25 protein-coding genes and 1 pseudogene are annotated in these 21,752 nt (G+C 64.9%); 12 read left to right on the forward strand and 14 right to left on the reverse strand.

Features of this window, described 5'->3' with window-relative positions:
- Positions 1 to 256: MlaD family protein (locus tag A2J03_RS18995; RefSeq protein ID WP_156520462.1), on the reverse strand; the 256-nt coding region annotated here is incomplete at its 3' end.
- A 149-nt stretch (positions 257 to 405) separates the two neighbouring features.
- Entirely contained in the window at positions 406 to 1,341 is a 936-nt protein-coding gene (locus tag A2J03_RS19000; protein WP_068377049.1) for an LLM class F420-dependent oxidoreductase, read from the reverse strand.
- A 196-nt stretch (positions 1,342 to 1,537) separates the two neighbouring features.
- On the opposite strand from A2J03_RS19000, the gene A2J03_RS19005 reads away from it, so the two are divergent.
- The 4 genes from A2J03_RS19005 (at position 1,538) to A2J03_RS19020 (ending at position 4,604) form a co-directional block, all read left to right on the forward strand.
- Positions 1,538 to 1,858: a rhodanese-like domain-containing protein gene (locus A2J03_RS19005; protein WP_156520464.1), complete on the forward strand. Its 321-nt coding sequence runs from the start codon at positions 1,538 to 1,540 to the stop codon at positions 1,856 to 1,858.
- A 230-nt stretch (positions 1,859 to 2,088) separates the two neighbouring features.
- A complete protein-coding gene (locus tag A2J03_RS19010) occupies positions 2,089 to 2,892 on the forward strand; it encodes a DUF4328 domain-containing protein (RefSeq protein WP_068377052.1) in 804 nt (267 codons plus the stop codon).
- On the forward strand, positions 2,889 to 3,653 hold the full coding sequence (locus tag A2J03_RS19015) for a glycerophosphodiester phosphodiesterase family protein (protein ID WP_068377054.1): 765 nt from the start codon (positions 2,889 to 2,891) through the stop codon (positions 3,651 to 3,653). The genes A2J03_RS19010 and A2J03_RS19015 overlap by 4 nt, the downstream gene beginning before the upstream one ends.
- A 45-nt stretch (positions 3,654 to 3,698) precedes the next feature.
- Positions 3,699 to 4,604 (forward strand): DUF5926 family protein, encoded by a 906-nt coding sequence (locus A2J03_RS19020; RefSeq protein ID WP_068377057.1) that lies wholly within the window; start codon positions 3,699 to 3,701, stop codon positions 4,602 to 4,604.
- Between the two features lie 78 nt (positions 4,605 to 4,682).
- Here the strand turns inward: A2J03_RS19020 and A2J03_RS19025 are convergent, their stop codons facing one another.
- From A2J03_RS19025 to A2J03_RS19045, 5 genes and pseudogenes are all read right to left on the reverse strand, one after another.
- Positions 4,683 to 5,237: a ferritin gene (locus tag A2J03_RS19025; RefSeq protein WP_068377059.1), complete on the reverse strand. Its 555-nt coding sequence runs from the start codon at positions 5,235 to 5,237 to the stop codon at positions 4,683 to 4,685.
- Positions 5,238 to 5,349: 112 nt separating this feature from the next.
- Positions 5,350 to 5,892, reverse strand: coding sequence for a ferritin (locus A2J03_RS19030; protein WP_068377062.1), 543 nt, complete (start codon positions 5,890 to 5,892; stop codon positions 5,350 to 5,352).
- Between the two features lie 30 nt (positions 5,893 to 5,922).
- The gene (locus A2J03_RS19035; protein ID WP_231912614.1) at positions 5,923 to 7,158 is read right to left on the reverse strand and encodes an LCP family protein; all 1,236 of its coding nucleotides are present in this window, start codon (positions 7,156 to 7,158) and stop codon (positions 5,923 to 5,925) included.
- A gap of 333 nt (positions 7,159 to 7,491) precedes the next feature.
- Positions 7,492 to 8,348 (reverse strand): annotated as a pseudogene (locus A2J03_RS19040) (CPBP family intramembrane glutamic endopeptidase).
- Complete coding sequence (locus A2J03_RS19045) at positions 8,312 to 9,079, reverse strand: DUF2470 domain-containing protein (protein ID WP_068377065.1); 768 nt, start codon at positions 9,077 to 9,079, stop codon at positions 8,312 to 8,314. The pseudogene A2J03_RS19040 and the gene A2J03_RS19045 overlap by 37 nt, the downstream one beginning before the upstream one ends.
- 107 nt (positions 9,080 to 9,186) lie before the next feature.
- Here A2J03_RS19045 and A2J03_RS19050 point away from each other — a divergent pair, with 107 nt between their 5' ends.
- Genes A2J03_RS19050 through A2J03_RS19060 form a run of 3 tightly spaced genes read left to right on the forward strand, consistent with a single transcriptional unit; the run spans position 9,187 to position 11,523 of the window.
- Complete coding sequence (locus tag A2J03_RS19050; RefSeq protein WP_068377068.1) at positions 9,187 to 9,921, forward strand: hypothetical protein; 735 nt, start codon at positions 9,187 to 9,189, stop codon at positions 9,919 to 9,921.
- A 10-nt stretch (positions 9,922 to 9,931) separates the two neighbouring features.
- Positions 9,932 to 10,861: a prephenate dehydratase gene (gene pheA, locus A2J03_RS19055; protein ID WP_068377071.1), complete on the forward strand. Its 930-nt coding sequence runs from the start codon at positions 9,932 to 9,934 to the stop codon at positions 10,859 to 10,861.
- Positions 10,858 to 11,523 carry a histidine phosphatase family protein gene (locus tag A2J03_RS19060; RefSeq protein ID WP_068377074.1) on the forward strand — a complete coding sequence of 222 codons (666 nt, stop codon included), beginning with the start codon at positions 10,858 to 10,860 and terminating at the stop codon, positions 11,521 to 11,523. The genes pheA and A2J03_RS19060 overlap by 4 nt, the downstream gene beginning before the upstream one ends.
- Here A2J03_RS19060 and A2J03_RS19065 read toward each other — a convergent pair.
- The 4 genes from A2J03_RS19065 to A2J03_RS19080 form a co-directional block, all read right to left on the reverse strand.
- Positions 11,520 to 12,347, reverse strand: a complete 828-nt coding sequence (locus A2J03_RS19065; RefSeq protein ID WP_231912613.1) for an ESX secretion-associated protein EspG — start codon at positions 12,345 to 12,347, stop codon at positions 11,520 to 11,522. The two genes, A2J03_RS19060 and A2J03_RS19065, sit on opposite strands and share 4 nt — an antisense overlap.
- On the reverse strand, positions 12,332 to 13,582 hold the full coding sequence (locus A2J03_RS19070) for a PPE domain-containing protein (RefSeq protein WP_197480857.1): 1,251 nt from the start codon (positions 13,580 to 13,582) through the stop codon (positions 12,332 to 12,334). Before A2J03_RS19070 ends, A2J03_RS19065 begins: the two co-directional genes overlap by 16 nt.
- A 60-nt stretch (positions 13,583 to 13,642) precedes the next feature.
- On the reverse strand, positions 13,643 to 13,945 hold the full coding sequence (locus tag A2J03_RS19075) for a PE domain-containing protein (RefSeq protein WP_068377077.1): 303 nt from the start codon (positions 13,943 to 13,945) through the stop codon (positions 13,643 to 13,645).
- Between the two features lie 125 nt (positions 13,946 to 14,070).
- Positions 14,071 to 14,658, reverse strand: a complete 588-nt coding sequence (locus tag A2J03_RS19080) for a histidine phosphatase family protein (protein WP_068377079.1) — start codon at positions 14,656 to 14,658, stop codon at positions 14,071 to 14,073.
- 174 nt (positions 14,659 to 14,832) lie between these two features.
- On the opposite strand from A2J03_RS19080, the gene A2J03_RS19085 reads away from it, so the two are divergent.
- Complete coding sequence (locus tag A2J03_RS19085; protein WP_068377082.1) at positions 14,833 to 15,027, forward strand: CbtB domain-containing protein; 195 nt, start codon at positions 14,833 to 14,835, stop codon at positions 15,025 to 15,027.
- On the forward strand, positions 15,018 to 15,794 hold the full coding sequence (locus A2J03_RS19090; RefSeq protein WP_068377085.1) for a CbtA family protein: 777 nt from the start codon (positions 15,018 to 15,020) through the stop codon (positions 15,792 to 15,794). The genes A2J03_RS19085 and A2J03_RS19090 overlap by 10 nt, the downstream gene beginning before the upstream one ends.
- A 207-nt stretch (positions 15,795 to 16,001) precedes the next feature.
- On the opposite strand, the gene A2J03_RS19095 is transcribed toward A2J03_RS19090, so the two are convergent.
- Both A2J03_RS19095 and A2J03_RS19100 read right to left on the reverse strand, forming a co-directional pair.
- Positions 16,002 to 16,334, reverse strand: coding sequence for a metallopeptidase family protein (locus tag A2J03_RS19095; RefSeq protein WP_082897933.1), 333 nt, complete (start codon positions 16,332 to 16,334; stop codon positions 16,002 to 16,004).
- Between the two features lie 13 nt (positions 16,335 to 16,347).
- On the reverse strand, positions 16,348 to 17,430 hold the full coding sequence (locus tag A2J03_RS19100; RefSeq protein ID WP_068377087.1) for a septum formation family protein: 1,083 nt from the start codon (positions 17,428 to 17,430) through the stop codon (positions 16,348 to 16,350).
- Positions 17,431 to 17,451: 21 nt separating this feature from the next.
- Between A2J03_RS19100 and A2J03_RS19105 the strand changes: the two genes are divergently transcribed.
- Positions 17,452 to 17,847, forward strand: a complete 396-nt coding sequence (locus A2J03_RS19105) for an ankyrin repeat domain-containing protein (RefSeq protein WP_068377088.1) — start codon at positions 17,452 to 17,454, stop codon at positions 17,845 to 17,847.
- Between the two features lie 11 nt (positions 17,848 to 17,858).
- On the forward strand, positions 17,859 to 19,112 hold the full coding sequence (gene serS / locus A2J03_RS19110) for a serine--tRNA ligase (protein WP_068377089.1): 1,254 nt from the start codon (positions 17,859 to 17,861) through the stop codon (positions 19,110 to 19,112).
- A gap of 24 nt (positions 19,113 to 19,136) precedes the next feature.
- On the opposite strand, the gene A2J03_RS19115 is transcribed toward serS, so the two are convergent.
- The gene (locus A2J03_RS19115) at positions 19,137 to 20,387 is read right to left on the reverse strand and encodes an NAD(P)/FAD-dependent oxidoreductase (RefSeq protein ID WP_068377090.1); all 1,251 of its coding nucleotides are present in this window, start codon (positions 20,385 to 20,387) and stop codon (positions 19,137 to 19,139) included.
- 52 nt (positions 20,388 to 20,439) lie between these two features.
- Between A2J03_RS19115 and A2J03_RS19120 the strand changes: the two genes are divergently transcribed.
- A partial coding sequence (locus A2J03_RS19120; RefSeq protein ID WP_068377093.1) for an amino acid transporter occupies positions 20,440 to 21,752 on the forward strand: 1,313 nt, incomplete at its 3' end.

The raw sequence follows: 21,752 nt of genomic DNA on the forward strand, positions 1-21,752 counted from the left end.
TGTCGAGCAACAGCTCGACGGCTACGCCATCGGATGTCAGCGACAGCGCGCCGACCGTCCCCACCGGGACACCGCGGTACGTGACTTCTGCATTGGAAAATATGCCGCCCGAGTCCGCGAAGTGTGCGCTGACCCGGTACTGACCGAAACCGAGAAGGTTGTCCAAGCGCACGTACTTCGCCCCGACGAACGTCACGCCCACTACTGCCACGAGCGCGAGCGCGACGAGTTGGAACTTCACTTGTCGACCGTTCACAGGTCACCTTCGGGAAATGACCGGTGAAGCCCTTGGATCGGATACATGGGGGCCTTTGCGCGGGAGGGCATTCGGACGTGTGTCCGAGTGAGTGCCATCACACTGACATCTTATTGGCACAGTGTCAACAAGCTGCCTGCAGGGTGTCCTCACAGCTGCGGCATGACCTCCGACGCCACCAGTTCGAGGTGATCGAGATCGTTCAGGTCCAACATCTGCAGGTAGACCCGTGATGCACCCAGCTCGCCGAAGCGACCGATCTTGTCGACCAACTCGGCGGGAGAGCCTGCAGCTCCGTTGTCGCGCAACTCCGAGACCTCTCGGCCGATGACCGAAGCACGGCGTGCGATCTCCTCCTCGGACTTGCCGCAACACAGTACGAGCGCGTTCGAGTAGACGAGCGACTCGGGAGCGCGCCCGGCTGCCGTCGCCGCAGCACGCACACGCTCGAATTGCGTCGCGGTGGCGTCGAGCGATGCGAAAGGGATGTTGAACTCGTCGGCGTACTGCGCGGCCAGCGCCGGGGTGCGCTTCTTGCCGCCGCCGCCGATCAGAATCGGTGGGCGCGGAGACTGCACCGGCTTGGGCAGGGCAGGTGAATCGGTGATGGGGAAGTGCTTGCCGTCGTAGGAGAAGGTCTGACCCACGGGTGTTTCCCACAGTCCGGTGATGACTGCCAGCGACTCCTCCAGCTTGTCGAAGCGTTCACCGAGGGCAGGGAATGGAATGCCGTAGGCCTTGTGCTCGTCCTCGAACCATCCGGCGCCGAGCCCGAAATCGACACGACCACCGCTCATCGCATCGACCTGAGCGACGCTGATCGCGAGCGGACCGGGGTAGCGGAACGTCGCCGAGGTGACCAGTGTGCCGAGGCGAATGGTGGACGTTTCCCTCGCGATGCCGGCCAGGGTGATCCAGGCATCGGTCGGACCGGGGAGCCCCTCGGAGTTCATGGCGAGGTAGTGATCGGAACGGAAGAATGCGCCGTAGCCGAGCGTTTCCGCGGCCTGCGCGACGCGGAGAAGATCGTCGTAGGTGGCACCTTGCTGAGGTTCGGTGAAGACGCGAAGTTCGATAGCGGCCATGATCCGAGTCTAGGAGCCGTCGAACACTGCTTTTGCCTGTGGATAAAAACCTGCATTCGTCCCGTTTCTGTGGATCGGTCTGTGGATAATGTGGATAACCTCTGTGTTCGGCGACCGGGTCGCACGATCCGTGGGTGGCAGCACCGGTCGATCGCGTGACAAGATCGGATATGTGTCTGCTTCGGATCTGTCCTCCGTGCCCGCCGCCGAACTTCCCTCCGAGTGGAGCGAGTCGGTGATTCTGCTCGACGTTCGCGAGGACGAGGAATGGCAGCACGGCCATGCTGCGGGTGCGATCCACATTCCGATGGCCGAGATTCCCTCCCGCATCGGCGAGGTGGAACCGGATGCCGAACTGTTCGTCGTCTGCCGTTCGGGCGCCCGCTCACTTCGGGTCGTGGAGTATCTGGCTCGGATCGGCTACGAGGCGAGCAACGTCGACGGTGGCATGGTCGCTTGGAACGCAGCCGGGCGTCCGATCGTGCGTGACGACGGTGCGGAGGCGAGAATCCTCTAGTGTCCGCATTCCAGGTCTGTGCGCGCTGTTCGACGCGGTGGCCCGTCGGGACTCGTCCGGCGGTGTGGTGCAGTCGGTGCCACGGCATACTGCTGTCGCCTGTCTCCGCGCAAGCTCCCGCCGCAGGACAGCGAAACTTCAAGTGGGTCGCCCGCCGCCCGAGGAGCAAGTCCCCACGCCCTCGTCGGACCCTGCAACCCCGGAGCCCCCGAACGCCGAAGTACGACGAGATGCCGCGATGGGGACTGGTCGATCGGCCGATCACCTCGCACGTCGAGCGTGAGCCCCGACTTCAGCGCTGGGCGGGAGCGGCGTCGGGCCTGCTGTTACTCGTCGGTGCCCTGCTGGTGCTGGCTGCGATCGCCGAGCTCTTTCGATACGGAATCCTGCTGTACAACCGGACGCGGTTGGTGAGCCAGACGACGCTGGTCCTGTCCGACGCATTGGTGCTCTTCGCCGAAGTCGCCTCCGTATGTATCGGCATCGCGGCAGTGGTTGCGTCGGTGTGCTGGCTGGTGGACAGGCGTCGGTCGATATTCGACCGGGCCGGAGCGCGCGATCCACGCAGTGCCCGAGGGATCTTCGTCGGAAGTCTTGTTCCAGTGGTCTCCCTCGTCATGCCCGGCGTGTTTCTCACCGAGTTGGTCGACGTGCGAGGCCGCGCGGACCAGGCCCGGTTGCGTGTCCTGGTGCGTATCTGGTGGGCTGCGTGGGTCGTCAACTGTGCCCTGGTGCTCGCCGCGACGCTATGGCGTTTCCAGGACTCGCTGCAAGCGCAGGCCAACGGTGTGTTGTTCTCGGTGTTCGTTGCTCTCGTCGCGGCAGCAGTAGCTTTCCTGACGCTTGTTCTCATGCGAAGCGTCGACGGACTCGGGTGGCGCGGCGGGGCGCGGGCAGCGCCGACAAGGTGGGTCATCTCGGTTCCCGGGGCTGTAGCGGCTTCGAGTGTCGCGGTGGTTCCACGTGAAACAAACGAGGAAGCGGCAGGTGCTTCACCTGCGACGGAGCAGCCCGAGAAGGCGGGCGTGTCATGAGTGGGGATCGACGAGGTCCCTTCGTCGTCGCGCACCGCGGGGCGTCGGAGGAGAAGAAGGAGCACACGCTCGCGGCCTACGACCTCGCTCTGCGTGAGGGAGCCGACGGCCTCGAATGCGACGTCAGACTTACCCGCGACGGCCACATCGTGTGTGTGCACGATCGACGAGTCGACCGAACCTCGACCGGCACCGGCATCGTCAGTGAGCTCGACTACGAGACGCTGAAGGGGTTCGATTACGGCGACGGCGGTGAACCCGCCGATCTGTTGACCCTCGCTGATCTGATTTCACTCGTGCTCGACTGGAATTCCAAGCCCACGAAGCTGTTCATCGAGACCAAGCACCCGGTGCGCTACGGGTCGCTCATCGAGAGCAAGGTGTTGGCCGAGCTTCACCGGTTCGGTATCGCCCAGCCTGCTTCGGCCGATCACTCGCGAGCTGTGATCATGTCCTTCGCGCCGACGGCGGTGTGGAGAGTACGCAGGTCGGCTCCGATGCTTCCCACTGTGCTGCTCGGCGATACCTCGCACTACCTCGGCGGCGGAGCTGCGACTACGGTCGGCGCTACGGCAGTCGGTCCGTCGATCAAGAGCCTGCGTGAGCGTCCGTCGATAGTCGACCGGGCTGCCGCATCGGGACGCGCCACGTATTGCTGGACGGTGGATGAGAAGGCCGACGTAGAGCTGTGCCGCGAACTCGGCGTCGGGTGGATCGCGACGAACAACCCGGGCCGAACCAAGGCGTGGCTCGAGCAGTAGCCCGCGGAGTGACCCGGGTTCATGGCCTGCGTGTAGGTTTCGGTCGTGGGTAAGAGCAAAAGAAACAGTGGTCCGAAGCAGGACAGCAACCGAGCAGCGAAGCTCGCACAGCGTGAGGCCGAGCGCGAAAGCCTCCAGGCCGCGCCGGTCCGTCCGTTCCAAGGTGTCGAAGCCGAATGCGATCTCGTCGCGATGCGTGAGTTCGTGCCGTCGGCCACGGCGCCCCTCGCCGTCGACGGTCGTTCGATGACGATTGCCACGGTGCTGCCCGGCGCCGTAGCGGCGTTGGTGCGCGAGGAAAGCGGAGATGTGCGGGGATTCGCGGGCTTGCAGGTGCAGGTGCACTCGCCGAACGTCGCAGCTGATCTTTCCAGCGCGCTCTCCTGGGCGTCGATTGCTCAGCCGGGCGAGTCACTCGAATCGGCGGGGCCTGACGGAAACACGCCGGCGCTGAAGGAAGTACTCGATCCGACGCTCGAGCTGGATATCACCGTGCATCAGGATTTCAACTGGTGGATTCCCGAGAACTCCGAGCCTGCTGCCGATGTTGCGGCGACGGTGGAGCGCGCCAATCAGGCGATCATGCCGTCGGCCCGGTTGGAGGGCGAGGGTTTGACGGCTGCCTGGTGGGTCGATGCAGGCGACAAGGCACACCTGCGGTGGGTTCGCCCGGAAAGCGAGGACGAGCTGATGCTGGCTCTCGCTCGTCTGCACGCTGCAGGGGATCTGTCGCTGGGAGAGGGCTCGCGTTACGCCGGTTCGTTCCGGACGCACGGCCTGCTGGTCCCGGTGTTCGATCTCGATTCCGAGATGCACCCGACCGAATGGGTTGCGCCCACAATCGAATTCGGCAACAAACTTGCCGAGGCGCTCAGCGTCGACGCTCCGCTGACGTCGGAGCAGCGGCGATCGCGTGATGGGCTGCGGTCTCGCCAGGTAACTCTGCGCTGACCGGCGGCTCCGCCGCCAGTGGCACGGTTAAGCGCACCGCAGTGCGCTTAACCGTGCCACTCGAGCGCAGCGAGTCCGCTAGATCGAGCCACCGGCAGCGCGGGGTGCACCTGCGTCCGATCCGGCTGCGCCACCGAACTCACGGGCGACGAACTCTTCGAGATCGAACAGGTTGTGTCCCGCGCGGTCGGCGATGTTGAGCAGCGTCTTCATGCTGGCAACTTCCTCGACCTGCTCCTTGAGGAACCACTGCATGAACTGCTCACCTACGTAGTCGCCTTCTTCGCGTGCAGTGCTCGCGAGGCCGATGATCTGCTCGGTGACGGTCTCCTCCTGAGCGAGGGCCAGGGCAATCGGCTCACGCGCGTCGGTGAAGACGGACTTGGCGGCGTCGACGCCGGTGAGCTCGACGGTGATGTCGCGGTCCAGGAAGTACTGGACGATCATCATCGCGTGGTTGCGCTCTTCGACGGCCTGCGCGTAGAAGTGCTTGGCAAGCTGAGGCAGGTCATGGTTGTCGAAGTACACGGCCGTTGCGATGTACTGATGCGACGCGTTGAACTCGTTGCGAATCTGGTCTCGCAGAAGTGCGTGGAACTTGGAGTGTGTTGTTTCTCTGATGTCTGCGCTCATGACGGCGAGATTATGCTGGTCAGAGGGTGCTTGTCATCCAAGTTCACCCTTATTGAGGTTTAGGTTGCCTAAATTAGACCGCCCTAAATCTTGACTATGACCAGCGAATTGGTCACAATGCGCCGGCCTCTTTCGGTGGGTTTGTGGTGCGGTTCACCCGGGCCGACGTTTCGCGCGCAACGTACTCCTCGACGTCGAACAGTTGCCCTCCTGCCCGGTGCACGATGTTCAGCAGGCTGCGCATACTCGCGACCTCCTCGACCTGCTCCGACAGGAACCACTGGATGAATTGCTCACCGATGTAGTCGCCGTCCTCCCGTGCCGTGCGCGCGAGATCCGTGACCTGCTCGGTGACGGTCTTTTCCTGCGCAAGCGCCAACTCGACGGGTTCGGCGACCTTCGTGAACTCACCGACTACGTCGCCGACGCCGGGAACCGCGACCTTGACGTCCTTGTCGATCAGGTACTGAATCATCATCATCGCGTGGCTGCGTTCTTCGCTGGCCTGCGCGTAGAAGCGTCGGGCCAGCTGGGGAAGATCGTTCGTGTCGAACCACACCGCGATCGCAACGTACTGCTGCGACGCCGTGAATTCGTGACCGACCTGCGCGCGCAGGAGGTCGTGAAATCGGGAGTGGATTTCGGTCGTGGTCATTGCGCTGACGTTACCGTTCGAGGTCGCCGATCAGGGTCCCGACGTTCGAAGGTCCTCGGGGATCTGCCGATCTTCGGCAAGCGCACCGAAGAACTGCGACGCTCGATCGGAGTCCCACAGCAACACATTGCCGACGTCGGTGTTCTCGAATCCCGACACGGGAACAGTCGTCGTGACGAGGTCACTTCGCATCGCCCACGCGAGGGCCGCGAGATTCCAGATGTGGTCACCTTCGTCCACACTCAGCGAATTCGCGGTGTCCTTGACCAGCGGCCACAGCCGCAGGGGGTTGAGGAACGTCGACGGGCTCGTCGCCTTCGACAACAGCGCCGACATGAACTGACGCTGGTTGTTCATTCGGTCGAGGTCGGCGAGTGCGGTCGCACGAGTCCGGACGAACCCGAGTGCATCGGAGCCGGAGAGTTCCTGGCATCCGGCAGGAAGATCGATGCCCGCGAGGGGGTCGGAGATTGCGTTCTGGAGGCAGACGTCGACGCCACCGATCGCATCGACGATGCCGGCGAAACCGCCGAATCCGATCTCGGCATAGTGGTCGATTCGAATCCCGGTCGCACCCTCGACGGTCTGGACGAGAAGCGGCGCGCCTTCGAACGCGAACGATGCATTGAGCTTGTCCTGGCCGTATCCAGGAATCGACACGTACGAGTCGCGCGGCAGACTGACCATCGTCGTCGCGCCGCCACCCTCGGGAATGTGGATCAGGATGATCGTGTCGGTCCGGCTGGGTCCGGTCTCGCCCCCGGTCGACAGGGCTGCCTCCTCCTCCGGAGTCAGACCGGTCCGCGAGTCGGAGCCGACGAGCAACCAGTTGGTTCCGGGAGTATCGGCGATCCGACCATCGTAATTGCTCAGCGCATCGACCCGCGTCAGCGAGCTGTCGACGTAGTAGACGAGACCACCGAAGACCAACAGCAGAGCCAGAAACGTAAGCCCGAACCGTCTGCCCCAATGCCGTTTCTTGCGTTGGCGCGGCGGTTTCGCGGGCTCCGGGCGTCGTAACGCGCGTTCCGGCGGTGGTGGCCGTCGACGAGGGGGCTGTGCCTCGGGTGTCGACCGCTCGGTATAACGCTGCGGCGTCTGAGTAGGCGCGTACTCGTTGCGCTCGCTCGGTCGATACTGCTCGGTCGGTCGATATTGCTGGGTCGGGTTCGGCCCGCGGGAGACAGCGCCAGGTTCGGGTGCTTGTGACCACGCTTGCTGGCCGGGAGGCGTCGGACCACCGGAACGTCCGTCGCGTCGGATGATCGCGGTCCCCTCAGGAGGAAGCGGCGGTGGCCGATATCCAGGCGGTGGGCGGTTCCCGGGTGGTTGTGCCCGGTGCCCGGGTGGTTGCTGGGCGGGCGCGGGCGGGCGATAGCCGGGAGGGGGCTGATTACCTCGGCCGGCGGGCGGTTGGGTGCCTCGGCCGGCGGGCGGTTGGGTGCCTCGGCCGGCGGGCGGTTGGGTGCCTCGGTCGGCGGGCGGGGGTGTTCGACGGCCGGGCGGAGGACCCTGTCCGGGGTTCCTGCGATCATGCTGGTCGTCGCTCACGGATCGACTGTACAAGCCGAAGGCGGCGAGGAAATTCTGAGAGACGAACTAGGGCAGCCACGAGAGATGGTCGCGGAGGAGGGTGTAGCCGACGAACGCGACGATGTCGATGAGCGCATGCGCGAACAGCAGCGGCCACAGTCGGTTCGTCTCTGCCAGAAGCGGCCGAACACGATCCCCATGAGCAGATTCCCGACGCCCGCGCCCAGTCCCTGATACAGGTGATACGACCCGCGGAGCAGCGCCGACAGCAGCAGCGAGGAGTTCTCGCCCATCCCGAGACGACGCAACCTCGAGATCAGGTAGGCGACGACGACTATCTCTTCGGCCCCGGAGTTCGCGAATGCGTAGGCGATGAGGGCGGGGATGCGCCACCAGTGGTCGTCGATCGTGCTCGGAACGACGGTGAGGTTGAGGCCGACGGTGTTCCCGACGAGGTAGAAGAGCAGGCCTGGTAGGCCGATCAGCGCTGCGAGGCCGAGCCCTTGCAGTAGGTCCGTCTTGGCGCGAGGTCTTCCGAGGCCGACCAGTCGCGGTCCGAGCCCGGCACGCCACAGAAGGTAGAGCCCGAGAGCGCCCCACGCGCAGAGCCGCAGTATCCGCAGAACCTGGTAGAGCAGGTCGATGATGCCGAGCGAGGAACTCGACGTGTTCAGCGCGACGGTCTGGTCGGCGAGACTGCCGGCGAGCAACGCGTCCTCGACGAGCGAGAGGATGCTGCTCAGTCCGCTCAGACCGAATGTGACCAGTAGGACGATGGAGATCTCGATGATGATCGCGCGTCGTTCGCCCGGATCCGGTGGAGGGCCGTCGTCTCGCTTGTCGGGTTTGATCCAGCCCTTCACATCGATCACCGAACAAGTATGGGCTAGCTCCTGGCGCGGAGCCCGTTGAGGAAGGGGCATCCGGCGAGCACTCGAATCGCTCGGCTCAGCGCCGTGGTGTCGTCGACGGGTTCGGCGAACCCCAGTCGTACGTCGTTGTCTCCGTAGTCGCTTTCGATCCGCAGGCGAATGCCGTAGCGGTCGATGCCGAGCGGCCGGATGCGTCCCTGTCGGAGCGATGGAGGGAGGCGTCGGGCAAGTTGGTTGACGAGATCGGTGTGGTCCGCGTCGAGATGCTGGAGCCAGCTGGTTTCCATCTCCCAGAACGGATCGGGAGCGGCCGCGAGCAGGTCGTCCACAGCGACCGGCTCGGCTCCGGTGCTGTCGGCGACGACGGCCGAGGAGAGGATCAGACGAAGGAGCACGGTGCTGTGTCCGACGTCGAGCAACGCGCCATGTGGGTGCTCGGCGGCGACTGCGGCCGCCACCGGACGCATGAGAGAAGCCGGGACGGGACGCAGTTCGCCGCGCAGCCAGACGAGCGATCGGACCGGTTCACGCAGTGGTAGCGGCGCATGATCGGTCAGTTCGAGGACCGCCGGAACGCCCGAACGGGTCGGGCGCCATGCGATGACGCCTGCCGCGGATTCGGTCGGTACTGCCAGAACTATCTCGCCGTTGGAACGCAGGTGATGAAGAGTTGTCAGGACAGGTTCGCTGCCCTCGATCGCCAACGCCGCATCCTCTGCGCGCGCACATGCGCTGCGGACTCTCTCTGCGGTGGACGGTCCGGTAGTCGTGGCGCCGAGCATGGGCTCCTCCGATGCGGTTGCTAGTAGGTGAGGCAAACCTAAGTTAGTTGACGCTTGCCTGTATCGCAAGTGTTGGACGCATTTCAGTCCGCGCTAGCGTGTGTCGAGTGTCCGTTCCTCTGACCTTGGGCGTCCCCCATCGACCCGACCCGCAGGCCCTTGTCGCGGGACTGCTGCATCAGCGCTGTCGCAGCGTCGACGACCTCGACGAGCGGCATATCGCCCTCTCGGCGGGCCCCCCGGTGGTGGCTGCCTCGGTGTTGGCGGCACTGCCGTCGGGCATCGATCTGGGCAGGATCGTCGTGGATCTCGATATCGATCCCGAGGAGCTACGCGGAGGCTCCGCTGCGTACGAGGTCGTCCGCTTCCACGTGGACGCCGACAACGAGACGGTCGAGGAAGCGACTCGACTGCGATTGCCGTCGCCGCTGGTGATCTTCCCCGAGCTGACGGACGCATCGGTGATGGATCTCGTCACCGTCATCGTCGACGCGCACCGCACGCCCGGTTTCGCTGCGTCGGCCTCGCCGCGTCACATCGCCGACATCCTCGCCGTTGTCGCGCACGCCGACGTCGGTGTGTGCGCACGGGCGCGCAACGGACACGACGTGCTCGCAATTCTCTCGGCGACAGTCGCCGCACTACGAGGCGACGATATCCAGACCGCGCTGTCCGATCCCGACCGCGACTCGTTGGCGGTGCTGCGCCCGGAAGCCGCCGAGGCGGTGCGCACCGTTCTGCTCGGAATCGAGATCGACGATGCGGCCTCTGCCCATCGCGAACTCGTGACTGCACAACTGGTTCGGCCGTTCTCGGCAGACGGTCCGCCGCCGACCACGTAACCTCGTCTGCGTGCCAAGAATCGCGTATTTCGGTCCGTCGGGAACCTTCACCGAGATGGCGCTCGGCCAGTTCGAGGCGGACGGGATGCTCGCCGAGCTCGGGTTCGTCGGCCCGATAGAGCGGGTTCCTCTCTCGAGCCCGCCTGCCTCTCTCGACGCTGTCCGCGAGGGCGACGTCGATGCAGCGGTGGTGCCGATCGAAAGCTCCGTCGAGGGTTCGGTATCCCCGACGATCGATGCTCTCCGCGTCGGCAGCCGGCTCCAGATACTCGCCGAGACCGAGGTGGATGTCGCGTTTTCGATTCTCGGCGCGCGTGGAATCGAGTTGGCCGACGTGCGCAGCGTACGGGCGTATCCCATTGCGGCGGCCCAGGTTCGAGTGTGGATGGAAGCGAACATCCCCGACGCCGAAGTGCAGTTCGCGTCCTCGAATGCGGCTGCGGCACAGGACGTTGTGGACGGTCTCGCCGATGCGGCCGTGTCGACCCCGCTGGCGGGTGAGTTGTTGGGACTGTCGACGCTCGCAGGCGGCGTCGCCGACGTCGAGAATGCTCGGACGAGGTTCGTTCTCGTTGCGACGCCCCGACCCGCGCCGGCCCGCACCGGGGCGGACCGCACCGCACTCGTGCTGATGCCGGAGAACGTTCCCGGTGTTCTTCATGCAGCGCTGGGGGAGTTGGGGATTCGCGATATCGACCTCACTAGGATCGAATCACGGCCTACGAGAACGCAATTCGGGACCTACTGGTTCTATGTCGACTGTGCGGGGCACATCGATGATCCGGCCATGAGCGAGGCCATGGCTGCACTGCACCGAAAGATGCAGCTCAGGTTCCTCGGCTCGTGGCCGGTGGCGACGGGAACAGGACGTCGTCCTCCTTCGTTGGACGAGGAGATCGATTGGCTGAACAGGCTTCGCAACGGAGAGGGGGACCGATGACGGGAAAGCTCGTACTCGTGCGCCACGGACAGACGTTCTCGAATGTGGACAAAGTCCTCGACACCAGCCTCCCCGGGGCGTCCCTGACCGACCACGGCCACGAGCAGGCACGCCGCTACGGAGCATCGATCTCCGAGGCCACCGTGGGCATCGTGGTGTCTTCGTTCGCGCTGCGAGCTGTGCAGACCGCCGAGCACATTGCGGCCGCGACATCCGTCGTATTCCAGCAACGTGAGGGCATCCACGAAACCCAGGCGGGCCACTGGGAGGGCCGGACCGACGACGTCGCGCACAAAGGGTTCACCGAGTTCTACGGGCGTTGGCACTCGGGCGATCTCGATGCCCGTGTGCCCGGCGGTGACAGCGGCCGGTCGGTGCTGGATCGGTACGTTCCAGTGCTCGAGGACCTGCGCGAGAAATTCCTGACGGACGTCGAGGCTCCCGACGTGGTGGTGGTCAGCCATGGCGCAGCAATCAGGCTGGTGGCCGCGGTGTTGGGAGGCGTCGACGGCGAATTCGCTGCAGACAATCACCTCGACAACACGCAGAGCATCGAGCTCGTACCCGGCGCACGCGGGTCGTGGTCCTGCGTTCGCTGGGGCACGTTCGTCCCACCCTTCGATGGCAAGGGCAGCCGGATCGCAGACAATCCGATCAGCTAGCTGCTCGCGTCCGCCGTCAACTCCCTCAGTGCCGACTTCATCCTGATGTCGGTGCCTGCCGAGAGCGTCGACCAACGTCGGCCGTCGGCTGCGGTGCTCGACGTCGCCGCAATTCGGCCACGGTGGGTGTCGAAGAAGGCAACAGGATGCGCGCCCGTCGTCCGATTGCCGGACCGGATGGCGACCGTCGTGATCTCCGCATGGCCCGAGCACGTGCTCATCGCCGACGCGACGTCGAATGCCACGTCAGTGTCGATGCCGATCCGGGTCAACCGTGCTGCCGTTCCACTCGCGTCGGCGGGAGTCGCGTCGAGTGCCTCGGACAGCAGATCGGTCGGTGCGGACAGACCGCGGAACTCCATCGCGCGGCCCGGCCCAAGTGCACCGAGCAATTCGGTGGCCGCATCGCTGCGCACCGGCCGAACGGTGAGTGGACCGCCGTTCCTGACTGCGATGACGGTCCCGGCGTCGCCCTCGGCCACGCACACTCTGACCACGGGGACATCGTCGGTGAACGGCCGCGGCACCAGTCGGGCCGAGACGTACCATCGTGGCTGCTCCAGAATGCGCAACCAGGCCTCCACGTCCTGGTGAATCCGACCGTCGCGAATAAGCCCGTCCTCGACGAGGCGGTCGTGCCCGCGGGTGCGCGCGTCGCGGCTCTCGTCGAACGTCGCGAATCGCGGAAAGACATCGAGAACCACCGGTAGCTCGACGATTTTCAGGCTGTCGACGAGGAAATCGAGCCGGTCGGCATCCAACTCGGCTGACGGCAGTGTGTGTCCGAGCGGCTGGGTTCCCAAGTCGATCAACGATCGTTCCATGTCGGGTCCGCGCCGATGACCGACGGTGCGACCGTGCGACCGTCGGCGAAATGCTCGAATTGTCGTAGATAGCCGGGAGTGTCGTGTTCGTCGTCATCGCTTCCGCCGGACTGGCTCCCGCCCATCGGGGCGCTGCCATGTGCGCCGCGGGCTGCAGCTGCCGGATCCGGCTGACTCCCACCGAGCAGTGTTCCCGACCCCAGTCCGGTGCCACCGCGCTCGCCGCCCCCGGTCATGCCCGAGGATCCAGCGATCGGACCGCCGAGCTTCGATGAACCCAGCGCGCCGAGGCCATCCCCTCGGCCCGCTCCGGCGCCTGCGCTCGCGAACGAGCCGGCTGAGACTGCACGAGTCGAAGCTGGTCCGGCGGGTGCCGACTCGGCCCGGAACGGCGCCGCCGCCCCGCCCTGTCCGCCGCCGCCGCCCGAGCTCATCAGAGTGGACGCCGCTGCGCTACCGATGTTCGACGCTGCCGATGCCACCGTCGTCACCGAGGAACCGGCAACCGAGCCGGCGGTGCTGGCGATCTGTCCGGCGGCACTCGCCAACGCCGGATTCTGCAGGGCGGCGGTGGCGGCTGCGATGGCAGCCTGCGCTGGTGAGGTTCGGGTGCTGAATCCGAATACGTTGGTCTCCGAATACGACGTGGAGTCGGCGATGGGGCGGCCCTGGCTGTCGTACCTCTCGACGCCGCCATCGTTGACGATCTCCGGTGGATTGTCGAACGAGACCTGCACTGCCAATGGCGTCGTTGCAGCCTCGTAGGCCTCCATCACTATCGCTGCCCGGATGTCGAGCGCGCGATCGGCGACCTCGAGGGCCTCCGCGCTTCCGTTCAGGGCGCCGCCGGTCGAGTACGCCGTGTACTTGGCCGATTTGACCGCAGCGATCTCCACGGGATTCGGGATCGTCAACGCTGCCGTCGTATACGCCGCAGCCTCCCCAGCCGCCAGCCCGGACACCTGTGCTGCCTTCGCTGCCGCACCCTGCGTCCACGCCAGAAAGCCGCCGAGGCGCTCCTGCGCGGCGTTGGCCGCATCGCCTTCCCATCCCGCCGCCAGCACCGCCATCACCCGACCCACGGTGATCGACGCGTCGGTGTAGGCCACTGCGACGGACTGCCAGGCTCCGGCCGCAGCAGCAAGCGGGGCTGGTCCCGCGCCCGCCAACAGCGACGCCGAGTTGACCGTCGCGGTACGCGGCAACCACACCACACCGGTGACTCCGAGTGTCATCTGTTTTCTCCTCTGTGGATCACGTGCGCCGCTCCCGATCGTCTCGTCATGAGGGTGAGGTCAGAGCTCGAGGGCTCGGCCGTGTTCGAAGTCGACATCCCGGTACGCCGCCGCCTGCGCGCGCAAGGCAGCGGCCGTCTCGATGAGTTCCCCGATCGCCTCGGCCGCAGCGGGTGCAAAGGTGGATGCCGAGTTTCGGAAGAACCGGTTGGCGAGCAGGGAAACTTCCTCGCTTCCCGACGGGAGAGTCTGGATCGGCAACGAGGCTGCCGTCAGATTGGCCTGCAACCGAGCTGCAGCAGCATCGAGATCTGCTGCAGCAGCTTCGAGAGCTACCGGATCGACCCGGACTGTGCCTGGCATGTGCTCTCCTCGACTGTTCCATCGGCTATGTGTCGTGGGCACAGCGTTCGGATTGCCGAAATTGCGCCCTCGTAGGAATTGGACGACGGCAACCGTCGATCGGTTCCACCTCGAGCGGAAAAAGCTCAGGTGATTTTTTCGGCGACAGCGCGGAGAGTCCAACGCCCCGATCGGCAGTGGACAGTGGTGGAGGTGAGCGGCGGAATATCGACCCGCCAGAAGGAATGCGGGGGAGCGTCGAGCGCCGTCACGACGACGGCTCTGACCACCGAAGGATGAGTCACCGCACAGACCCGGCGTGGCTCGGTGCCGATGCGGTCCATCCAGCGCCGGACGCGGCCCAACACAGTGTCGATCGACTCCCCGTCGGGTGGCGTCGTGGAAGTGTCGGTCAGCCAGGCCCCGAGCTCGCTCTCCGGAAGCTCGTCCATCGTCAGGCCTGCCCACCCGCCGTACGCGATGTCGGCGAGTTCGGGCACGATCTCGCCCTGCAGGCCCAACCCCTCGGCCGTCTGACGCGCGCGGAGTTCCGGAGCGATCTCGACAGCATCCGTGCGGGCGGTGTACGAGATGCGGCGCAGTGCTTGCAGACCGATCTCGTCGACCGATTCGTCCGAATTGAACCGCGCGCGGCGCAGCGCCTCCGTAGTTGCGTGGCTGACGAGCGTTACGCGTGTCACCGAGCCACTCACCGCAGTGATGTTAGTGGTCATTGACAGCTGTAGGCGAGGAGTGCCACAGTTCGCAGGTAAGTGCGACGTGTGCAGGTAATTCGGTGCAAATCCGAAACGGTTGCGCCACTGTGATCGGCCGCCAGCCGAAAGTCAGAAAACTCACCGTCGTAGACGTTTCTACGGGACGCATTCATCCCAGGAGGCACTACCGATATGGCTACTGTTGTAACCAAAGGAAACTCCACGGAGTCGGCGGCACTCGCCCTCGTCGTGACAGCGGTGATTCTGCTTGCATTTATCGTGCTCTACCTGGTCGGATTCGATCAGGGTGCCATCTCACGTAGCGGGATGTACATGCACGAACTGATGCACGACGGACGTCACCTGCTGGGTCTTCCATGCCACTGACCAAGACACTTCTGCAGGGCACCTTCGGCGCGCTTCTGATCCGCGGACTGCTCGCCGGTCTGATCGCAGGTCTGCTTGCCGGTGCCGTCGCGTTCGCAATCGGAGAGCCGCATATCGACGCAGCCATCGCGATCGAGGAATCCACCGGCGGTCATTCACATGCTGAAGACGCCGCCGCGGTCCATTCCCACGACGAGGAAGAAGCGCTCGTCAGCCGTGATGGTCAGCGTGTCGGACTGTTCCTGGCCACGGGTCTCGCCGGTCTGGCCCTCGGGGCCATCTTCGCGACGGTTCTGTACTACGCCCGACGATTCACGAACTTGCCCGGATCGGTCCTGGCACTGACCGCTGCCGGGCTGGGCTGGGTAGCCATCGAAGCAGTCCCGTTCTTCAAGTACCCGGCCAATCCGCCCGCCGTCGGAGATCCCGAGACGATCGACCAGCGGACCTGGCTATGGCTCGCGACGGTGATCCTTGGACTGGCTGCCGTCGCAGTCGGGTTGTACGTCGCCAAACTCGTAGCCGCCAAGAATTCGATTGCGGTGAGAGTTGCTGCGCCGGTCGCCGCGTTCGGAGTCGTCGTCGCGCTCGGCTACGTCCTGCTGCCGAGCATCAACGAGGTGGGCGAGGATTTCCCGGCTACGTTGCTCTGGGAATTCCGGCTGTCGTCACTCGCAACCCAGGCGACGCTGTGGCTCGGCCTAGGACTGGCGTTCGCGTACCTGACCGATCGGGCGTCGTCGGCCCGGGAGTCGGTCGGGGTCTAGTCGGGGTCCATTCGGTTCCAGTCGGTTCGGCCGCTCGGCTTATCGCTTGAATGGACCACGCCAGCTATCTGACCGTATGAATGGACCATTCAAGCGATGAGGGGCTCGGCGACCCACCGCTTGAATGGACCACGCCAGCTATCTGACCGTATGAATGGACCATTCAAGCGATCAGGGGTTCGGCGATAGCCGGGCGGACCACCGAAACTATCCGAACCCCAGCTCGTGCAGACGATCGTCGTCGATACCGAAATGATGGCCCACCTCGTGGGCGACGGTGATGGCGATTTCCCGCTTGGCGGTGTCGGCGTCGTCGACCATCTCGAGGATCGGCTTGCGGTAGATGGTGATGACGTCGGGAAGGTGCCCGCTGTATTCGTAGCGTTCGGTGAGCGCGATGCCCTCGTAGAGCCCGAGGATGTCCTCGGTCGGGTGTTCGTCCTCGACGAGGATGACGACGTTGTCCATGCGATCGGTGATGTCCGGCGGGAGTGTGTCGAGCGCGTCGCTGACGGCTTCTTCGAACTCGGCGCGAGTCATGTCGGTGGGAATGTCACCCTCCCGAGGTGATCGGTGCCGCGCCTGGCAGCGGCGTGGGTAGTGCACGACCGTCGGGTGCTGCGGGTGGCGGTGCGGGCGGTTCGCCGTTGATGAGGATGTCGCCCTTTGCGGATCCGGTGATCGTCGCGAAGCCGCCCTCGTCGAGTTCCTTGCCGATGGAACAGCTCACCTGACGGCTACCGGCGAGCCAGCTCGTCACGTCGATCGTCGACCAGAACAGGGTGAGTGTCTTGTCGCGCAGCGCGGTGTCCGAGCCGAGGTACCCGTTGACGGCAGCCGTGCATGTCGGTTCCAGATATGCGTCCTGATCGGCTTCGCTGGGGATTCCGGCCGGGAACTGTTGCTGCAGATCGATGATCGAGGCGACTTCGAATGCGTGTGGCTGGCTGCAGTCGACGGGGTCGGCGGGCACGTTCTGGTTGATTCCGATGCAGGTGCCGACGTCCCAGACTTTCGACTGGTCCTGATCGAGCACCGAACCGGTCATCTGTTGGGGAACTCCGGTGTTGGACGACTGCTGGATTCCGCATCGCAACGTGCGTTCGCCGGACGCCCAGCCCGTCTGGCTGGGAAACATCAGGCCGACGCTGAACTTGCCGTTGGGATCGAACTTGGTGCCGAGGTAATCGTCGACGACGTCGACGCAGTGTTCGTCTCGCAACTCACCGAATCGGAGTGCACCGGGATACGCCGAACCGGGCGCGAACTCGAGGCCCGGGTACGCCGTCATGTCGACGTCCTTGGCGACTTCGAATCGGTGCGGTTCCGCACATGAGACTTCGGCGAGGTCCTGACGGTCGGTCGCGGGGTCGTCCGTCGGCGTCCAGTTCAGGCACGTACCGGGATCGGCCGCACCGAAAGTCTTGCCGGTGACCGGTCCGCTGGTCGCAGGCCCTGCTTCGGAATGCGTGCTGATCTTTTCCGGCTGTGAGAAGCCGTCGGAAACGAAGAGTGTGACGGCGGCCGCAGCGACCGCGCCGACGGCGACAAGCGCAAGGACACGACGCGCGACGTGCGCGGTGACCGTGCGCTGCTCACGCTTCTTCGGCTCACTGGGGGACATCTCCTCCATCATGCCCGAGTACCTTCGTCTCCTATGACGGCACCACAGAATGACGACGCTGACATGGCCGAGTTGGCTGGTCGGCTGTTCACCATGGCGCGGACGGGCGACACGGAGGCGTTGACGCACTATCTCGATGCCGGAGTTCCGGTCGACCTCAACAACGACTCCGGCGACACCCTCGTCATGCTCGCGGCGTATCACGGCCACGCCGCGACGGTGGGAGCGCTGGTCGAGCGGGGTGCCGATGTCAATCGACCCAACGACAAAGGACAGACGCCGCTCGCTGGAGCTGTGTTCAAGGGTGAGGACGACGTCGTGAAGGCCCTCGTCGACGGCGGGGCTGATCCGAAGGGCGGGCACCCGTCGGCGATCGATGCGGCTCGGATGTTCGGACGCGAGGACTACCTGGGGTTGCTCGACAAGTAAGGTTTGTCTCCGTGATCGACCTCAAGTTCCTCCGCGAGAACCCTGACGTTGTCCGTGCTTCGCAGCGCACCCGTGGCGAGGACCCCGGGCTCGTCGACCTGCTGCTCGAGGCTGATTCTGCTCGCCGTGCCGCTGTGTTGGCCGGCGATCAGCTTCGCGCAGAGCAGAAGGCGCTGGGCAAGAGGGTGGGTAAGGCGTCTCCCGACGAGCGTCCTGCACTGCTGGCGGGTGCGTCCGAGCTCGCCGCCGACGTCAAGGCCGCCGAAGCTGCCCAGAACGAGGCCGATGCCGCACTGGACGCCGCAGCGCGGAAGATCTCCAACATCGTCGAGGACGGGGCTCCCGCGGGCGGTGAAGACGACTTCGTGCTGCTCGAGACCGTCGGCGAGATTCCGACGTTCGACTTCGAGCCGAAGGATCACCTCGAGCTCGGCGAGTCGCTGAACCTGATCGACATGGAACGCGGCGCGAAGGTGTCGGGTTCACGGTTCTACTTCATGACGGGCTACGGCGCGCTGCTTCAGCAGGGCATGCTCCAGCTGGCTGCGCAGAAGGCCGTCAAGAACGGGTTCACGATGATGATCCCGCCGGTACTGGTTCGGCCGGAGATCATGGCCGGAACCGGTTTCCTCGGTGCCCACTCCGATGAGATCTACCGACTCGAAGCCGACGATCTCTACCTCGTCGGAACCTCGGAGGTCGCGCTTGCCGGGTATCACTCGGGCGAGATCATCGACCTGGCCGACGGCCCGAAGCGGTACGCGGGATGGTCGTCGTGCTTCCGCCGCGAAGCGGGTAGTTACGGCAAGGACACCCGCGGCATCATTCGCGTACACCAGTTCGACAAGATCGAGATGTTCTCGTACATCAAGCCGGAGGACGCGGCGGCCGAGCACAAGAAGCTCCTCGAATTCGAGCAGGAAATGCTGGCGGCAGTAGAGCTTCCGTATCGGATCATCGACGTCGCAGGCGGGGATCTAGGTTCGTCCGCAGCACGGAAGTACGACTGCGAGGCGTGGGTGCCTACCCAGAACGCCTACCGCGAACTGACGTCGACCTCGAACTGCACTACCTTCCAGGCTCGGCGTCTGGGCGTGCGCTACCGAGACGAGAACAACAAACCGCAGATCGCCGCAACGCTCAACGGCACCCTGGCGACGACGCGGTGGATCGTCGCGATTCTCGAGAACCACCAGCAGGCCGACGGCACCGTCCGAGTGCCGGAGGCGCTGGTCCCGTTCGTCGGGACGGATGTGCTGCGCTAGCCGAGCCTCGGCGTCTGCACGGGGTCAGATCGTCGGCTTGACGTCGTCCGCCCATGCGATGCGTTTGGGGTTTCCGTGGCATTCGACGATGGCGCTGTGGTCGCTGTCGAAGTAGTCCCACGCCCAGGACAGGAATGCGTCGACCCTGCTGTGGGCGCCGCTGAGCAGCGCGGCGTGGACACCGAGCCACGCCGCGAATGCGAGGGGACCCTCCACTTGGTGACGGTGCTCTCCGACCTCGGCGACGGCAGCACCACGCCCGATCATCGCCATGATGCCCTTGTCGCGGTACGCGAACGTCTTTCTCGGTTTGCCCTTGATGGTCAGCAGAATGTTGCGGGCTGTCCACCCACCTGCCTGCTGCGCGACGGAACCCAACTGCGGCAGCGTCTTTCCGTCGGCACCAGGGATGTTCGCAACGTCGCCGACGGCGTACACGTTCTCGAACGTGGGGACGGTCAGGTCGGCGAGAACGTCGATGCGGCCGCCGTGACCGAGTTCGGCCCGACAGGTGGACGCGATCGGTGACGCCGACTCGCCGCCCGCCCAGATGACGGTCCGAGACGAGATTCGCGATCCGTCGGACAGCAGTACCCCTTCGGCGTCGACGGCCTTCACCCCGATCCCGAGCCGCACTTTGGCGCCGTGCTCGACGAGCTTGTCGTGTGCGTACTTGTGCGATCGATCGCTGTACGGCGCGAGCAGTGCAGGCCCGTGATTGATCAGCCAGGCTTCGCCGCGCCCGCCCGGATGATTCATCTTGCGCAGTGCGGTGAAGAGCTCCGCGAAGGCACCAGCGGTCTCGACGCCCGTCGGTCCGCCACCCACGATGACCACGTCGAGCGGATCGCGCTCGCCCCGCAGGAGATCGCTGACGTGGTGGCGCAGAGTCTCGGCGTCGGCGACCGAGTACAGCGGGAACGAATACTCCTCGGCTCCGGGAGTCCCGAAGAAGTTCGCCGTCGCGCCCGCTGCGAGAACGAGGTGATCGCCCGAGATCCGTTCGCCGTCTGCGACCAGCGAGCGATCGTTGAAGTTCACCTCCGTGATCTCGGCCTTCACGACGCGGACCGATTTCATGGACTCGAATATCGATGCCAGCGGCCGCGCGATGTCCTCGGCGGGGAGCTGGGAAGTGGCAACCTGGTACAGCAGTGGCTGGAATTGGTGGTAGTCGTTGCGGTCGACGATCGTGACGTCGAGACCTTTCTTCCCCAGTTCGTGTGCGCACGCAATTCCCGCAAGTCCGGCACCGGCTACCACCACGTGTGTCATGTGTTCCACAGTAGTTCCGCCACCGTGCCCCTGGCGGGTTTATCCTCTGCGGATGGTGCGTCTGCGGTCGTGGCTGCTGAGCGACATCACCGAGCAACCGTCCGGTCATATGGGTCCCTATCGCAAACCCACCAAGGCCGAGCACACGCATCCGTGGTGGAAAGTGATGTGTTTGACAGGTGTCGACTACTTCTCGACGCTCGGCTATCAACCCGGAATCGCGGCACTCGCGGCCGGAACCCTGGCACCGCTGGCCACCGTCGTGCTGATCTTGCTGACGTTGTTCGGCGCGCTGCCGGTGTATCGACGGGTCGCGCGTGAGAGTCCGAACGGCGAGGGATCGATTGCGATGCTCGAGAAGTTGCTCCCCAAATGGGGTGGCAAGATTCTCGTCCTGGTTCTTCTCGGATTCGCGGCCACCGACTTTCTGATCACGATGACACTGTCGGCCGCCGACGCCTCGGCGCACGTCGTCCAGAATCCCTTTGCGCCAACCAGTTTGGACAGTGCGCAGGTCATCATCACCCTCGCGCTGCTGGCGCTGCTCGCCGCCGTCTTCCTGAAGGGGTTCACCGAGGCGATAGGCATCGCCGTCACCCTCGTCGGCAGCTTTCTTGCGCTGAATCTCGTCGTGGTGATCGTCGGATTCTGGGAGATCGCGTCCGATCTTTCGCTGCTCACCGACTGGCAGCGCGCCATGACCACCGCGCACGGCAACCCGCTGATGATGATCGCCATCGCACTCATCGTGTTCCCCAAGTTGGCGCTCGGCCTGTCCGGATTCGAGACCGGCGTGGCGGTGATGCCGCAGATCGACGGCGGCACCAAAGAGCAACTCGACGGACGAATCCGAGGTGCGAAACGCCTGCTCACCACCGCTGCACTGATCATGAGCGGCTTCCTGCTCACGTCGAGCATCATCACCACCGTCCTCATTCCCGAACAGGAGTTCCAGAACGGCGGCGAGGCGAACGGTCGCGCGTTGTCGTACCTCGCTCACGAATACCTCGGCGGCGTGTTCGGCACCGTCTACGATGTCAGCACCATCGCCATACTGTGGTTCGCCGGGGCGTCGGCGATGGCGGGTCTGCTCAACCTGGTTCCTCGTTACCTGCCGAAGTACGGGATGGCTCCCGAATGGGCACGCGCTGTTCGTCCACTGGTTCTCGTGTTCGCAGTGATCGCGGTGATAGCCACGCTCTACTTCAAGGCCAGCGTCGACGCCCAGAGCGCCGCCTATGCGACGGGTGTTCTCGTGCTCATCACCTCGGCGTCGGTTGCGGTGTCGTTATCGGCGGCCAGGCGCGGCCAGCGCGGCCGGGTATGGCTGTTCGGGGCAGTGGCAGTAATTTTCGTCTACACGAC

It is taken from the genome of Rhodococcus sp. EPR-157, assembly GCF_001647195.1.
GTDB lineage: Bacteria > Actinomycetota > Actinomycetes > Mycobacteriales > Mycobacteriaceae > Rhodococcoides.